Below are 15,166 nucleotides of genomic sequence, written 5' to 3'. Positions count from 1 at the left end.
TACCGTTTTATCACATTTGATAATAGGCGTGACATTTGTTACCGTATGCCTAAAGTATAAATTGAATTGTAAGGGCTGTCAACAATTATTTTTGAATATAATTAGAGATTATTATAAAATCACATATACTTTATTCCTTGTTATTCGACAACATTCGGTATACTATAAAATTGTGAAATTAGTTCAAAAAGAACTTTTATATAATAGAAAAGGAGATTAATAGATATGAAAAATCAATATGAGCAACTCTCGGTAAATGCAATCCGTACATTATCAATTGATGCAATTGAAAAAGCAAATTCTGGTCACCCTGGTCTACCAATGGGCGCAGCACCAATGGCTTATACACTTTGGACCGACTTTATGAAACACAACCCAAAAAACTCAAAATGGTTTAACCGCGATCGTTTTGTACTTTCTGCTGGTCATGGCTCCATGCTTCTATATAGTTTACTTCATTTATCCGGTTATAACGTTACAATTGATGATTTGAAAGCGTTTCGTCAATGGGATTCCAAAACACCCGGTCACCCAGAGGTTAACCATACAGATGGTGTGGAAGCAACAACTGGTCCACTTGGACAAGGGATTTCTATGGCAGTTGGGATGGCAATGGCAGAACGTCATCTTGCAGCAAAATATAATAAAGAAGAATTAGATGTTGTGGACCATTTCACATACGCATTAGTTGGTGACGGAGATCTAATGGAAGGAATCTCACATGAAGCAGCTTCTTTAGCTGGTCACTTAGGTCTAGGAAAGTTAGTTGTACTGTACGATTCAAACGACATTTCCTTAGATGGTGATTTAAATCGCTCCTTCTCTGAAAACATCCAAGACCGCTTCAAAGCATATGGCTGGCAAACACTATATGTTGAAGATGGTACAAACTTAGATGAAATCAGAAAAGCAATTAAAGCTGCACAAGAAAATACAGACCAACCTACTTTAGTAGAAATCAAAACCGTAATTGGATATGGCTCGCCAAACAAATCAGCTTCTTCCGCTTCTCACGGTTCACCACTAGGAGAAGACGAAACAAAACTTACGAAAGAATTTTATGGTTGGAATCATGAACCATTTACAGTTCCAGAAGAAGTATACGCAGATTTCAACGAGAAAATCGTAGTTGCGGGTCAACAAGAAGAGGCTAAATGGAATGAACTTCTGGCTAAGTATGAAGAAAAATATCCAGAACTTGCACAAGAACTAAAACAAGCAATGGACGGAAAACTTCCTGAAGGCTGGGAAAAATCACTACCGGTATTCGAAGCTGGCGTAGATAAACTAGCAACAAGAGATGCTTCTGGTAAAGTTCTTAATTCCATCGCAAAAGCAGTACCTAACTTCCTTGGTGGTAGTGCTGACCTAGCAGGGTCTAACAAGACTACACTTAACGGTGAAGAAGACTTTTCCCGTAAAGATTATACAGGTCGGAACATTTGGTTCGGTGTACGTGAATTTGCAATGGGTGCTGCCCTAAACGGTATGTCCCTTCACGGAGGATTAAAAGTATTCGGTGGTACTTTCTTCGTATTCAACGACTACCTACGTCCAGCTATCCGTCTAGCAGCAATTATGAATCAGCCGGTAACTTACGTTCTAACGCATGACTCTATCGCAGTAGGGGAAGATGGTCCAACTCACGAACCAATTGAGCATCTAGCAGCATTACGTGCAATGCCTGGACTTTCTATTATACGTCCAGCAGATGCAAACGAAACAGCTGCATCATGGCGCTTGGCAGTAGAATCTACTGATACTCCAACAGCACTTGTTCTTACAAGACAGGGCCTTCCAACATTAGAAGGAACTAAAGAACATGCCTATGAAGGTGTGAAAAAAGGTGCATATGTCATCAGTAACTCTGAAAAAGAAACACCTGATGCACTTCTTTTAGCAACTGGTTCAGAAGTGCAACTAGCTGTTCAAGCCCAATCTTTATTAAAAGAAAAAGGCATTGACGTCCGCGTTGTAAGTATGCCATCTTGGGACCGCTTCGAAGCACAAGACGCAGCATACAAAAACAGCGTAATTCCTGCAGATGTAAAAGCACGTGTTGCAATTGAAATGGGATCTTCATTCGGATGGGAACGCTATGTTGGCCTAGACGGAAAAGTCCTAGGAATCGACCGCTTCGGCGCATCCGCACCAGGAGACGAAGTAATTGAGAAATACGGATTTACAGTTGAAAATGTAGTGAAGATCGTCGAAGAAGTATTGTAGGGAACCCCGTTTTTTTAGGTGCCTGTCACTTCCCGATATTTGACATATCTTGTCGAAAAACTCCTTAAAACATAGTGTTTTAAGGAGTTTTTCCATATAAAAAGACATTAACTAACCAATGTGGGTGGTCAATTAATGTCTTTTCATCAAAAAATAGGGGGTATAGGGTGAACCTGATAACATACAAAAGTGATAACCTTCATACTTCATTATAAATATAGATTGTTATTTTTTAATGAATGTAATGTTAAGTATATGTAAAATTATACGATCATCATAAAAGATAAATAATGTTAAAATATAAGTATTAGCAGGAAGGAAGAAACCATCCTAGGAGGTGTTCCATGCGTTACACAGTGAAAACAGCTGGAGACCAATCCATCATCATTAATTTTGGAGAGCAAATCAACGAGCAAACTAGCCAAACAGTACAAAAATTATCTAACATAATAGAATCCAATGGCATAATAGGGGTAGAGGAAGTCGTCCTAGGCTATACAACTCTTTTAATAAATTATGTTCCTACTAAGATCTCATATGATACACTTCTTAGCACTATCAAGGTGTTATTAAAGGATATAGCTCTAACTAAAATGGAAGAAAGAAATACTATTGAAATACCTGTACTATACGGAAATGAAATGGGACCTGATCTAGTAGATGTAGCTAAATTAAATCATCTAGCTGTAGAAGAAGTGATAAAACTTCACACAGAACCGGATTACTCCGTTTATTTCTTAGGATTCAGTCCTGGATTTCCTTTTTTAGGTGGATTAAACGAAAAAATTGCAACCCCAAGATTAGAAAATCCACGAAAAAAAGTCCAGGCAGGTAGTGTTGGAATCGCAAATTATCAAACCGGGATATACCCTGTTACTAGTCCTGGAGGTTGGCGGATTATTGGCCATACACCAATACCACTATTTAATTCAAATGATGCCGACCCATTCTTGCTCTCACCTGGTGATATCATTAAATTTAAATCCATCACCAAAAAAGAGTATGATGAAATTATTAATAGTAGACCATAGAAGGTAGTGATCCTTATATTCAACGTCATAAAGCCTGGCCTTCTCACAACCATTCAAGACCTAGGCAGAAAAGGATATCAAAAATACGGAATGTCCGTTTCCGGTGCAGTAGACCATTATGCACACAGAATTGCAAATATTTTAGTAGGTAATCAAGAAAATGCAGCAACTCTAGAGGTAACGCTGATTGGGCCGACTTTTAAAGTGTTAGAAACTCGAACAATTGCCATAACAGGCGCAGACCTGACTCCCTATTTGAATAACTGCCCTGTTCCATTATGGCGTTCCTTTACCGTCCATGAAGGGGACATCCTATCCTTTCAAGGATACCGTTCTGGTTGCAGAGCATACATAGCAGTAGCTGGAGGAATGGATGCAGAGAATACACTTGGAAGTAAATCGACTGACCTCATTAGTGAGATTGGTGGACACCATGGTAGAAGATTAACAAAAGGCGATACAATCAAAGCTACTAATGTTCAAGCTAACAACGAGAAATGTTTTGCTAGAAGACTTTCAATTGAACTTATACCTACATATACTAAAAATGTACGAGTTAGAACAATCCTAGGTCCTCAAGAAGATTCATTTACCACGAAAGGAATAGAAACCTTCCTTTCATCAGAATATACCGTTACGAAGGATTCAAACCGGATGGGCTGTCGCTTAGATGGTCCAACAATTGAGCATAAAAATGATGCTGATATCCTTTCAGAGGGATTGTTCATGGGAGCCATACAAGTACCGCAAAATGGCCAACCTATTCTATTCCTTTCTGGAAGGCCAAGTGTTGGGGGATATACCAAAATTGGTGGTGTCATATCGGTTGACCTCCCGAAAGTAGCACAATTAAAACCAAATGACCGTGTGTCGTTTGAAATAGTTACCCTCGATGAAGCACATGAAAAATTACGAAAACAGGAAAATATCATTAAAATATTGCAAGCTGGTATTTGAGGAGAGGAGGACTTCCCAATGAAAAGGATTGATTTAAATTGTGATTTGGGGGAAAGTTTCGGAGCATACACACTCGGACAAGACGATGAGGTAATTACATTAGTATCTTCGGTAAATATCGCATGTGGTTTCCATGGTGGCGACCCAGATGTGATGGATCACACAGTAGCATTGGCCAAGAAATATAAGGTTGGAGTGGGAGCTCACCCTGGTTACCCTAACTTACTAGGCTTCGGCCGCTGGAATATGGATATACCACCCAAGACCTTAACCAATTTGATTATCTATCAAATCGGTGCTTTGGACATATTTTGTAAGAAGCATGGTGTTTCGATGCAGCATGTAAAGCCGCATGGAAACCTGAATAATATGGCTGATTCGGATACAAGCATTGCAACCAGTATAGTTGAGGCAGTTCACACTATTAATCCTGAACTTCCTCTTTATATAAAACCGAACTCTGAACTGGAAAGAGTCTCCAAAGAAAAAGGTCAGCCATATGTGTTGGAATTATATGCAGATAGAGCTTACAACAAAAATATGACGTTGGTTTCAAGACGTCATGAAGGTGCAGTCATTACAGATCCACATAAAGTAGCCGAAAATGTTGTCCGAATGGTGAAAGAAAAACGTGTTACTAGCATTACTGGAGAAGATTTAATAATCGAAGGACAAAGTATTTGTGTTCACGGTGATACACAAAGTGCTTTAGACATGATTAAATTTATCCGAGAAGCACTCACTAAAGAAAACATTCAAGTATCACCACCAACATCAATTTAGGAGGCTGTCACTCCCCGAATTTTGTATTTATATGTTAAAGAAGTCCATTTAAACAATGTCGGGAAAGGAGTTTTTCATTCAATATCCTCTTACCAAATAGACTAGAAAAAAGCTATTCACTACTTGAGTATTTTCCAAACAAAATACTGTAGCGAATAGCTTTTTGTATTTTTAACAGGTTTCAGGATTTTTATTGGAAGCTGTTATCCCCTATACCAAGCTTACTACCAACTCCCCAATAGAGTATATCACCTTATCAGGAATACATTCTTCAGTAAAAGGAACATGCCTTTTACTGTTTTCTTTGTACCACTTTTCTTTACATAATTCTAAGAATGCCTTATCTTTATTCCTTTCATCAACTGGTAAACTTCTCGTGGAAAAAGGGAGGTTTCTATTGATAAAGATTGATGTAATGCCCATTTTATTTGCCATGACAATATCGTGATCAATTCTGTCACCAACATGGCCATATAGTTCCTCTTTCTTGAGAGAATTTAATATTTTGTAATTTGGTTTTGCATATCCAGTTTGCTCAGGTGTTATTATTTCATCAAAAACCGAATCTAATCCTATCTCTTTCATGACGGGTAATTGATATTTTAAATAACCATTAGTAGCAACCGCCAAAGAGTAACCTTCTAATAATTTTAGACTTTCTATTATATTTTCCTCCAGAAGATGTACCTTTGGAGAAACACTGTGCTTATGAACTAAACATTCAATATCAATCTTCAAAGACGAATTTCCTAATTCAAATAATAAGTCTTCGACGATATTATCCCAATCATATGCTTCCAAAACCCTGTTTTGACTCATTCTTCTCTCATGTTCATCTATAATCAGGCCCATTATATCCGCTTCCTCATTCATCTCCTTCTTGATTAAAGACACAATTTCAGGAAAAACCCACTTTCCAAAAGGATTTTGCATAAGCGTACCGTCCAAATCAAAAGTTAACCATTTTTTGGTCATTATTTAACTGCTCCTTCTGTTAATCCATCCATAAATTGTCTAGATGCAAATATAAATGCGATAAGCATTGGTAATGATGAGATAGTTAAACCAGCAAATAATAAATTCCACTGTGTATCAAATTCACCAAACAGTGTTAACATGCCAAGAGGAATAGTTTTCAAAGCATCAGTACGGATAAAGATTAATGGATAAAAGAAATCATTCCAAACATTAAGCAAGTTAACAATCGCTACGATAGATATGGCTGGTTTCATTAAAGGCAATACAATCTTGTAGTAAATTTGGAAATCATTACACCCATCTAGTCTTGCTGAATCCTCCAATGCCCGTGGAACGGTACGGAAAAATCCATAAAATAGAAATACTGCAAAAGGAATTCCCCCAGCAACATAAACAAAGATTAAAGAGAATAGAGAATCCAACAATCCTAACTTCATCATCATCATGTATAGAGGTATAACCGCAAGCCTCATCGGTAGCATTAAGCCAATCATAAAGAATAATAGAATAAAAGAATTCCACTTAAAATTGTATCTTGCTAAATAGTAACCTGCCATTGAGGAAACAAATAATACAATAAATACAGATGCTGCACTAACGATAATGCTATTCCATATATAACTAGAAAAGTCAACTACTTCCCATACTTCTGCATAGTTTTCAAATGAAAAAGAACTTGGCAGACTTAATGGTGACGTAAATATTTCCATGTTTGATTTAAATGATGAAAAAATCATTAAAAATATTGGGTATCCAAAAATAAACGTAAATAAGGCTAGTACTAAATATTTAAGTGTCTGAACATACCACTTTGCTTTCATTAAATATCCCCCTATCTCTCGAAGTCTTTACGTCTGAAGATTAGTAGCATTAATGTCGTTGCCAGTCCGATAATAATAAATAAAATAACTGCAATAGCAGATCCTAGCCCAATAGATTGCCCACCATCAGTAGTACCGAATGCCAATCGATAGAAAAATGTCGTTAAAACATCCGTTGAATAATACGGTCCCCCTGAGGACCCTTGCATTGCATACACATATTCGAACGTCTCAAAGGAACCTATAAAGACCAACACAGACATAACTAATAAGGACGGTCCAAGCATTGGGATTGTAATTTTTCTTAATACTGTAAACCAATTAGCTCCATCTATTTTTGCAGCCTCAAATATCTCTGACTCAATCGCTTGTAATCCAGCTAAGAAAATTAACATGGAGAAACCGATGGAAGCCCAACTGTCAACGAAAATGACACTAAATAAGGCTGTATCCATACTCCCTAACCAAGGTCTAGTCAATTCCTCTAAACCAATTGCTTCCAATAAGTTATTTAATGCACCTCTAGTAGGATTTAAAACAAGACTAAAAAGAAAACCAATTACAATTACAGATAATAATTTAGGAAGAAAGAAAATACTTTTGAAAATTTCTTTTCCTTTAATTTTGCTATGTATAATTAAAGCAAGGAATAAAGAAATTACTAACTGTGTAAAAACAGTAACAAAGAAATATATCCAGTTATGTTTGAATGCATTAAAAAAAGTACCTTTATAAGGTTCTTCCGTAAATAAGACAATAAAGTTCTTTAATCCAATAAATTGATCTCTGTCAAATCCATTAAAGGAGTAAAAGCTATTTAACGCAGCAGAAATCAAAGGATACAATTGAAAAACACCGTACAATACTGCTGCAGGTAGTAAAAACAAGTGAACCATATTTTTTCTTAGCTTTCTTTTTTGAAAATATCCTTTTTCCTTTATATGTGAAGACATTGCTGCACCTCCAAAAAATTGGAATACACAATCAAGTTAAATTGATTGTGTATTCATTTATTCACCACTATGAAAATGTTATTCTTCTTCTGTAGCTACTCTTTCAACATTTTTCTGAGCATCTTCTAAAACCTGTTCCTTCGTAATTTCTCCCAGATACATTCCTTGTAGTGAATCCTCAAAAACCGTTTTTGTTGTTGGTGAGCCTTCACCAAAGTAAACAAGTAATAGGTATGGAGTAGTATTCGCCTCAGATGCTTTTGTAACTTGTTTTACAAGTTCATGTTTAGGTTCAACACCATTAATCGCACTTAAGCGGTTAAGTTCATCACTAAACAATTGACCAAATTCCTTTGTAGCCATGTATTCTATGAATTTCAAAGCTTCTTCTTTATGCTCTGAATCTTCAACAACACCAAAAGACCCATCTACCCAGTTCATTACGAATGGTTCATTTTGGCCCTCTCCTTTTAGACCAGGAATTATTCCAATATTCATTTCAGGTGCATTTTTCTCGAAAGTTCCTAAACGATAATCTCCATTGATATACATTGCTGCTTCCCCTGCATAGAATAGAGCTTGGGCATCGTTATCATCTAAGGCAATAAAATCTTCCGGTAAATACTGTTCAATTTCTTCCATTCTATCGAGTGTTTCCATCATTTTCAGATCAGTTAAATCGGTACTACCAGCTAAAATTTCATCAACATAGTCATTCCCACCATATGCTGATGGGCTTATTACCCCATGTAACATAGATAAAAGATATGCAGCACGCCCTGCTTGAGCAATTGGAGTAATTCCGTTACTCTTCAGTTCTTCACTCACCTGAAGTAATTCCTCCCAAGTTTCGGGAGCTGCTAGTCCATATTTTTCAAAAATATCTTTGTTATAGAAAATCACTCCAGCATTTAGTGTAGTTGGCACGCCATAAACTTGGCCATCACTACCTTTTGCTGCTTCTAAGAAACTTTCTTCAATATCCATTACACCAGGCACATCATCTAACGGTGCAAGGTACCCGTTGTCTGCAATAGATTTCGTACCAGAATAAGGGCGTAATTGTACAATATCTGGCCCAGAACCAGAAACCAGTGAATTAGTTAGAATTGTATTATATTCCGTAGATTCGAATGGCTGAAAATTAATCTTAATACCAGGATTCTCTGCCTCAAAAGCTTCAATAAACTTCTCATATGCCTCTCTATCCTCTGGTCTCCAGCTGTACAACTCCAGCTCCACTGCATCGACTTTTTCCCCTGAATCACCACTACTTGTCGTGTCTTTGTCACTACAAGCAAACAAAATTCCACTAGTTAATAACAAAATTATTAACAGGATAAACTTTTTAAACTTCATGATAATTCCTCCTTATTTTTAGTGCTTTTCTACCTTTATTATAGAGTGACAACTTGTATGTATTTACTATGATGGTTACGATAATAAAAAATAATAATTTCTTGTTTCGAGAAATCGAATCTTAATTGTAATCAATTGCTATATTGACATATCCATTACTTTCTTCTAATCTTTTCTTCGCCTCCCTAAAAGAAACACCAGATTTCTGCATCACAATAGCTGGTTTTACTTCATTGTTAGCTTTAGCTATAAGTTGTGTAGCTTCTTCATAAGAAATATCAGTAATCTCCATTAGTATTCTTTTAGCTCTCTCTAGCAACTTGAAATTGCTAACACGTACGTCAACCATAAGATTCTCGTAGACTTTACCCAGTTTTATCATCGTTGTTGTACTAATCATATTAAGAATCATTTTGTGTGCTGTTGCAGCCTTCATACGTGTCGATCCTGATAATACTTCTGGTCCAACTATTACTTCAATAGAACAATCAGCAAAATTACTAATTAATGAATTATTATTACAAGTTAAAGAAACTGTGTATGCGCCTACTTCATTAGCATATTTTAAAGCACCTATTGAATACGGGGTACGCCCACTAGCAGTTATTCCGATAACAACATCTTTATCTGTCAAATTTTTTTCTTTAATGTCTTTTTGACCTTGAACTTCATCATCTTCAGCACCCTCCACCGCTTTATAAATAGCACCATTTCCTCCTGCAATAATAGGCTGGACCATTTTAGGTGAGGTCATAAACGTTGGGGGGCATTCTACAGCATCTAGTATCCCCAATCTTCCACTTGTCCCTGCCCCAACATAGAATAAGCGGCCGCCACCCATCAAGGATTTGGAAATTTGATCGATAGCCGCTGCGATATTAGGTAAAACAGCCTCAACCGCCTCTGCTATAGATTTATCCTCATTATTAATCGTCTGTATAATTTCCATAGTAGGCATTTGGTCCAGTCTTTTGCTGTTCTCATTTCTTTGTTCTGTTGTAAGATAAGTCAGCATTATATGTAAAATCCCCCCTCATTTATAAAGCGCTTCCATTTAATTGAAATTATAAATTTGTTGAATTATTTTGTCAATATATTTCATGAAAATTTGTAATAATATTTCAATTAGGAACTTTTTACCCCTAAATTTTTATTAAATCTGGTTCGTAACTTGCTATTGTTCTTTTTGAGTAAAGTGACTATTCAGTAATACATAACCGTAAATTATATAGTCCTAAAAAAAGCTATTCGTAACTGAGTAGTATTCAAAAACTCAAGTAGACGAATAGCTTTTTTTATTTAAACTCAACAAGATTCAATAAATATCTGGAAGTGACAGGCACCAACCCATTTCCTTCCAACCTCATATGCACTTAGAGTAACCTCCAATGCCTTCAACCCATCATATCCGGTAATAGCAGGTTCACGATCTATCTCAACACATTCAACAATATCCTTGATAAATCCAAAATCCATATCACTTTCAAACAACACATGCCCCCGAGACTTGCTACCTTTAGTATACAAACTAAGATACTCACCGAAACCATCAACTTTTACGGTTTGCTTAGTTCCAACAACCTCAAGTGAAGTAACTGCCCAAGTCGGATTCTCTGTAAATCGTGGGTCAGCTAGCATCATGTGAAGTTACCACACCATTTTCAGAAATGGCAAATTCCTGCCCATCAATATACTCCGTAAAAATAGGAATCTACAAACCCATTAACCTTACGGCCTCATCATTAAATACCAAAGCATAATATCACACTCGTAATCACAACATTCCCCCTTCAAATCCCTTTTGTGAAAATAGTAGAAAGGGACGAGTTAATAAAACCGTCCCTTTCTATATCAAGCAGTTTTCTCTTTTCGTTGTAGCAGCACAGCTACAATAACAATTACACCCTTAAATGCTTCACGAAGGAAAGGAGGTACCCCGAACAAGTTCAACAAGTTATTCATCACTGCGATAATTAACATACCGTAGACCGTACCAAGAATAAAGCCACGGCCTCCTAGCATATTGGTTCCTCCGACAACAGCTGCTGCAATGGCATCCATCTCCATACCTCGTCCAGCATTGGAGAAGTCCATTGAACCAATACGAGAAACTTGAATAATTGCAGCAACAGATACTAATAGCCCCATCAAGGCATAAACACGAAGCTTCACCTTATTGATATTAACACCTGAAAGCTTTGCTGCTCTTTCATTCGATCCGACCGCAATAATTTGTCTCCCAAAAGTAGTTCGCTTTGAAACATAATACATAATAAATGCAATGATCGCCCAATAGATAATTGGCATAATCATGAAGTTTCCAATTTTAAAGCTAGATATTTGCAGAAATTCTACCGGAACTTTTGTATTGTATCCCTGCGCAAAATGCTGGGTTACACTTCGGAAAATCATCATGGCACCTAGTGTTGCGATAAATGGGGGAACCATGCCTTTTGTGATTGATACACCAATTAGCGCACCAAGCATATACCCGAATGCCAGCACTAGAATTACCGTTAAAATAATAGCTGGAACGCCAGTTATTCCAACTGCACCTAGAATCCCCTGTGCCCCCGTGTCGAGTAGATACATCGCAAAAGCACCGGTAATAACTAAAGTCGAACCAACAGACAGATCAATTCCGCCCGTCATAATAACAAACGTCATACCTAGAGCAACAATTCCAATCCCTGCATTATTTCGCAAAATATTAATCCAGTTATTCGTCCATGATTGGAACCATTCACCAAATGAATTATAATCGAAGCCCAAGGTTAACGTTTGCAAAATTACCATAATAATAAGGGCTATTAAAATACTAAATAAAGGATCATTCGACCATTTATGTTTAAACCACCCTATAAAAGTCTTTTTTCCTGGGCTTGCATTTTCCAAATTATGTTGCTTATTTGGTATCATAGTTGGTGTACTCCCTTCTCTTCGCCAAGCTCTCCACCAGTTGCTAAACGCATAATAGTTTGTTCATTCATCATCTCATCACGAACTTCACCTTGAATTACCCCATGATACATAACAAGTGCCCGGTCACATACACGGATAATTTCTTGTGCCTCACTAGACAATACAACAATAGCAATATTTTCATTTGCCAATTTTAGAATAATATCGTAGATGTCTTCCTTTGCACCTACATCAACACCTTGTGTAGGGTTATCCAGAATCAATACTTTAGGGTTAGCCGCTAACCATTTTGATAAAACTACTTTTTGTTGGTTTCCCCCAGAAAGACTAGTAATGCTATCGGTCATTTCTCCCATTTTGATCCGCAAAGAATCTCGTTGCTCTTTAAATAGTCTTTTATGTCTGGAAGAATTAATCACACCACGCTTGGAAAACATAGACCATGTTACAACAGAAGCATTTTCGATGATATCCATATCTTTAAGAATGGCATTTTCCTTTCTGTTACGCGGGAGATAGGCAATTCCCTTTTTTATGGCTTGAGAAGTACTTTTAATGGTTACTTCTTGTCCTTCTAAGATTATTTTCCCTGAAGCATAGTGATCCGCACCAAAAATCGCCTGAAACAGTTCACTACGACCATCACCAAGTAACCCTGTTATCCCAACTATTTCACCAGCTCTAATGGAAAAATTAATGTCTCTATAATGCCTACTATCAGTTAATCCTTCCACACGTAGAACTTCTTTTCCAACTTCCTCATTACCTGTAACCCTACGTAAAGATTCGGTACGTACATCGAACCCAACCATATAGCTAGCTAAATCGTTTTTCGTAACATCACTTACATTTCCGACGGATACTAGGTTCCCATCCCGTAATACAATGTATCGATTGCAGATTTCTTTTACTTCATTTAATTTGTGAGAAATAAAAATGATTCCAACGTTGTTTTCTTTTAATGTCCGCATCATGGCAAAAACTCGTTCAATCTCTGTATCTGTTAAAGAGGTAGTAGGTTCATCCATGATGATAATAGAAGCATTTGTCATCATGGCACGGCAAATTTCCACGATTTGTTTATAAGAAGCATCTAAATCCCGAACCATTTTCCCAGGATCCAACTCCACATTCATTTGTTCAAAAATCGCTGCCGTTTTATCGTACATTTGCTTTAAATCTAAACTCCCTCTCTTTGTCTTGATTTCACGACCAAGAAACATATTTTCATAGATTGGAAGATCATTAATTAGATTTAACTCTTGATGGATAAAGGCGATTCCAGCTTCTTGTGAATCAACAGGAGTCTCAAACGCTACCTCTTTTTCATCAATTAAAATAGAACCTGAATCCATTGGTAGAACGCCACCAAGAATATTCATTAATGTAGATTTTCCTGCACCATTTTCACCAAGCAGTGCACAAATTTCTCCACCTTGAACAGACAAGGTAACTTCCTTTAATACATCATTACTACCAAAGGATTTTCGTATATTTTTCATTTCTATTTTCATGTAATCACCCAAGCTTTTTTAAAGTGAATTCATCCTTGTAAAGTTTTTTCTGAACGTCTCTTTTCGATATTGATAGAAACTGCGCGGCTAAAAATTTATATTTGGGAGCATCATACCCGCTACGGAAATACACTCCGCTTTCCGCGGGCCCGGCCTCAGCCTCCTCGAGGAAAGTTCGCCTCTGCGGGGTCTTCGGACACGTGCTATTCCCGCAGGAGTCTCCGTGTATTTCCTTCGCTAGAATGTGTGTCTCCTCATTGTAGAAATAAGTGTTTTATAGTTAATAAACTAATAGCAGATACTCTAAATTTAGAAGAAATCACTAGCGTAGGCAGAATACGGAGACTCCTGCGGGAGGATAGGCATCGGTGAGACCCCGCAGTGCGTAAGCGCGAGGAGGCTCACCAGCCGCCCGCGGAAAGCTGAGTATTCTGCCGGAGCGGTATCGTACCACTATCCTACTTTAATAACGGGAGAGTTACCGCACAGTTTCTAATAAACTATTCATTAGTAAAAATGGTCTAAAATAGTAATTTATTAAAGTACAGCCTCTGAAAAAAAGAGGCTATAGCTTAGCCATAACCCCTTTTGTTTACTGATTTAGGGACAAACTTCCCATATATTCGATTTAGTACGGTGATTCTGCATCTAGAAATTCTTCATAGTTATCTCTGTCTACGATTGTTGTCGGAATTATGGTTTCCATTTCAACATCTTCACCTTTTAGAATCTTAACAGCAGTATCCACTGCATCTTTTACCATTGCAGGGCTATAAAGCGCTGATTGAATCCAAATATCTTCATTTTCTGGCATCATTTCGAAGTACTCTTGCATACCTCCACCACCAGTTACAACTTGAATGTCTGTTCTTCCTGCTTCACTAATAGCCTGTAAAACACCAATGGATGTTTCATCATCTAGGGAGAATACGGCATCAATTTTATCTAAGCTAGTTAGAATATCTGCAAAATCTTTCAAGCCATCTTCTCTCGTAAATTGTGTTGCATACGTATGAATATTCATGTCTGGAGCGATTTCCTCAATAGTATCAAGGAATCCACCCTTACGTAACTCGGACACAGAACCAGCTGAAGGTACTTCTAAAAGCACAACTTCTCCCTCTGTACCAATCTTATCCACTACATAATTTGCACCTTGTACACCCATGTCATAGTTGTCACCAGCTACACGGTACACTCCATCAACATCTATCACAATATCAAAGTTAACCACTTCAATTCCTTCATCTAAGGCACGCTGAATTGGAACTTCCATTCCTTCCCATTGTGGGAATGCTACAATCGCATCTGCTCCCCATGTAATAAGGTCGTCTAATTGAGATGTCATTTCTGATGCATCACTACTTGTATGGATCTGATAGTCTATTTCATCAGATAATTCTTTAGCTCGCGCTTCTGCATGATATGCAACAGCAGCTACCCAACCATGTGTTACAGCAGGTGCTAAAATACCAACCTTGTACTTGTCTCCCGAATCGTCTCCACTTTCTCCACCATTACTCGAAGCATTGTCAGAACCACATGCTGCAAGTGCTGGTACCATAATTAATACTAGTAAAGCAAACACTTTTAAATACTTACTCATTACTGAAAACCCCCTT

At 37.4% G+C, this 15,166-nt stretch carries 13 protein-coding genes; 4 read left to right on the top strand and 9 right to left on the bottom strand.

Features of this window, described 5'->3' with window-relative positions:
* Positions 1-225: 225 nt before the first annotated feature.
* The 4 genes from tkt (at position 226) to TY11_RS12725 (ending at position 4,997) form a co-directional block, all read left to right on the top strand.
* Complete coding sequence (gene tkt / locus TY11_RS12740) at positions 226-2,226, top strand: transketolase (protein ID WP_042146723.1); 2,001 nt, start codon at positions 226-228, stop codon at positions 2,224-2,226.
* Positions 2,227-2,570: 344 nt separating this feature from the next.
* On the top strand, positions 2,571-3,257 hold the full coding sequence (pxpB, locus tag TY11_RS12735; RefSeq protein ID WP_042146722.1) for a 5-oxoprolinase subunit PxpB: 687 nt from the start codon (positions 2,571-2,573) through the stop codon (positions 3,255-3,257).
* A 6-nt stretch (positions 3,258-3,263) separates the two neighbouring features.
* Positions 3,264-4,214, top strand: a complete 951-nt coding sequence (locus TY11_RS12730) for a 5-oxoprolinase subunit C family protein (RefSeq protein ID WP_231495817.1) — start codon at positions 3,264-3,266, stop codon at positions 4,212-4,214.
* An 18-nt stretch (positions 4,215-4,232) separates the two neighbouring features.
* Positions 4,233-4,997 carry a LamB/YcsF family protein gene (locus TY11_RS12725; protein ID WP_042146719.1) on the top strand — a complete coding sequence of 255 codons (765 nt, stop codon included), beginning with the start codon at positions 4,233-4,235 and terminating at the stop codon, positions 4,995-4,997.
* Between the two features lie 210 nt (positions 4,998-5,207).
* Here TY11_RS12725 and TY11_RS12720 read toward each other — a convergent pair whose 3' ends face one another.
* From TY11_RS12720 to TY11_RS12680, 9 genes are all read right to left on the bottom strand, one after another.
* Complete coding sequence (locus TY11_RS12720; RefSeq protein ID WP_042146717.1) at positions 5,208-5,972, bottom strand: HAD family hydrolase; 765 nt, start codon at positions 5,970-5,972, stop codon at positions 5,208-5,210.
* Entirely contained in the window at positions 5,972-6,796 is an 825-nt protein-coding gene (locus tag TY11_RS12715; RefSeq protein ID WP_042146716.1) for a carbohydrate ABC transporter permease, read from the bottom strand. The genes TY11_RS12720 and TY11_RS12715 overlap by 1 nt, the downstream gene beginning before the upstream one ends.
* A gap of 11 nt (positions 6,797-6,807) precedes the next feature.
* Positions 6,808-7,749, bottom strand: coding sequence for a carbohydrate ABC transporter permease (locus tag TY11_RS12710; protein WP_042146714.1), 942 nt, complete (start codon positions 7,747-7,749; stop codon positions 6,808-6,810).
* 78 nt (positions 7,750-7,827) lie between these two features.
* Complete coding sequence (locus TY11_RS12705; RefSeq protein ID WP_042146712.1) at positions 7,828-9,108, bottom strand: ABC transporter substrate-binding protein; 1,281 nt, start codon at positions 9,106-9,108, stop codon at positions 7,828-7,830.
* Positions 9,109-9,229: 121 nt separating this feature from the next.
* Entirely contained in the window at positions 9,230-10,123 is an 894-nt protein-coding gene (murQ, locus tag TY11_RS12700) for an N-acetylmuramic acid 6-phosphate etherase (protein ID WP_042146711.1), read from the bottom strand.
* 290 nt (positions 10,124-10,413) lie between these two features.
* Positions 10,414-10,749, bottom strand: coding sequence for a hypothetical protein (locus TY11_RS12695; RefSeq protein WP_052345827.1), 336 nt, complete (start codon positions 10,747-10,749; stop codon positions 10,414-10,416).
* A 210-nt stretch (positions 10,750-10,959) separates the two neighbouring features.
* Complete coding sequence (locus tag TY11_RS12690) at positions 10,960-12,027, bottom strand: ABC transporter permease (RefSeq protein WP_042146708.1); 1,068 nt, start codon at positions 12,025-12,027, stop codon at positions 10,960-10,962.
* Complete coding sequence (locus TY11_RS12685; RefSeq protein ID WP_042146706.1) at positions 12,024-13,544, bottom strand: sugar ABC transporter ATP-binding protein; 1,521 nt, start codon at positions 13,542-13,544, stop codon at positions 12,024-12,026. Before TY11_RS12685 ends, TY11_RS12690 begins: the two co-directional genes overlap by 4 nt.
* Before the next feature lie 628 nt (positions 13,545-14,172).
* Positions 14,173-15,150, bottom strand: a complete 978-nt coding sequence (locus TY11_RS12680) for an ABC transporter substrate-binding protein (protein WP_042146704.1) — start codon at positions 15,148-15,150, stop codon at positions 14,173-14,175.
* Positions 15,151-15,166: the final 16 nt, after the last annotated feature.

The sequence above is a fragment of the Paucisalibacillus algeriensis genome (assembly GCF_000577245.1).
GTDB lineage: Bacteria > Bacillota > Bacilli > Bacillales > Amphibacillaceae > Ornithinibacillus.
Note: the sequence above shows the minus strand (reverse complement) of the source record. Positions and strands in the feature narration are given on the sequence as shown.

Bases quoted from the DNA above. Each gene is read 5' to 3' on its own strand.
- TY11_RS12715 (WP_042146716.1), bottom strand. From the start codon at position 6,796: ATGAAAGCAAAGTGGTATGTTCAGACACTTAAATATTTAGTACTAGCC.
- tkt (WP_042146723.1), top strand. From the start codon at position 226: ATGAAAAATCAATATGAGCAACTCTCGGTAAATGCAATCCGTACATTA.
- TY11_RS12705 (WP_042146712.1), bottom strand. From the start codon at position 9,108: ATGAAGTTTAAAAAGTTTATCCTGTTAATAATTTTGTTATTAACTAGT.
- TY11_RS12685 (WP_042146706.1), bottom strand. From the start codon at position 13,544: ATGAAAATAGAAATGAAAAATATACGAAAATCCTTTGGTAGTAATGAT.
- TY11_RS12695 (WP_052345827.1), bottom strand. From the start codon at position 10,749: ATGATGCTAGCTGACCCACGATTTACAGAGAATCCGACTTGGGCAGTT.
- TY11_RS12680 (WP_042146704.1), bottom strand. From the start codon at position 15,150: ATGAGTAAGTATTTAAAAGTGTTTGCTTTACTAGTATTAATTATGGTA.
- pxpB (WP_042146722.1), top strand. From the start codon at position 2,571: ATGCGTTACACAGTGAAAACAGCTGGAGACCAATCCATCATCATTAAT.
- TY11_RS12690 (WP_042146708.1), bottom strand. From the start codon at position 12,027: ATGATACCAAATAAGCAACATAATTTGGAAAATGCAAGCCCAGGAAAA.
- murQ (WP_042146711.1), bottom strand. From the start codon at position 10,123: ATGCTGACTTATCTTACAACAGAACAAAGAAATGAGAACAGCAAAAGA.
- TY11_RS12710 (WP_042146714.1), bottom strand. From the start codon at position 7,749: ATGTCTTCACATATAAAGGAAAAAGGATATTTTCAAAAAAGAAAGCTA.
- TY11_RS12725 (WP_042146719.1), top strand. From the start codon at position 4,233: ATGAAAAGGATTGATTTAAATTGTGATTTGGGGGAAAGTTTCGGAGCA.
- TY11_RS12720 (WP_042146717.1), bottom strand. From the start codon at position 5,972: ATGACCAAAAAATGGTTAACTTTTGATTTGGACGGTACGCTTATGCAA.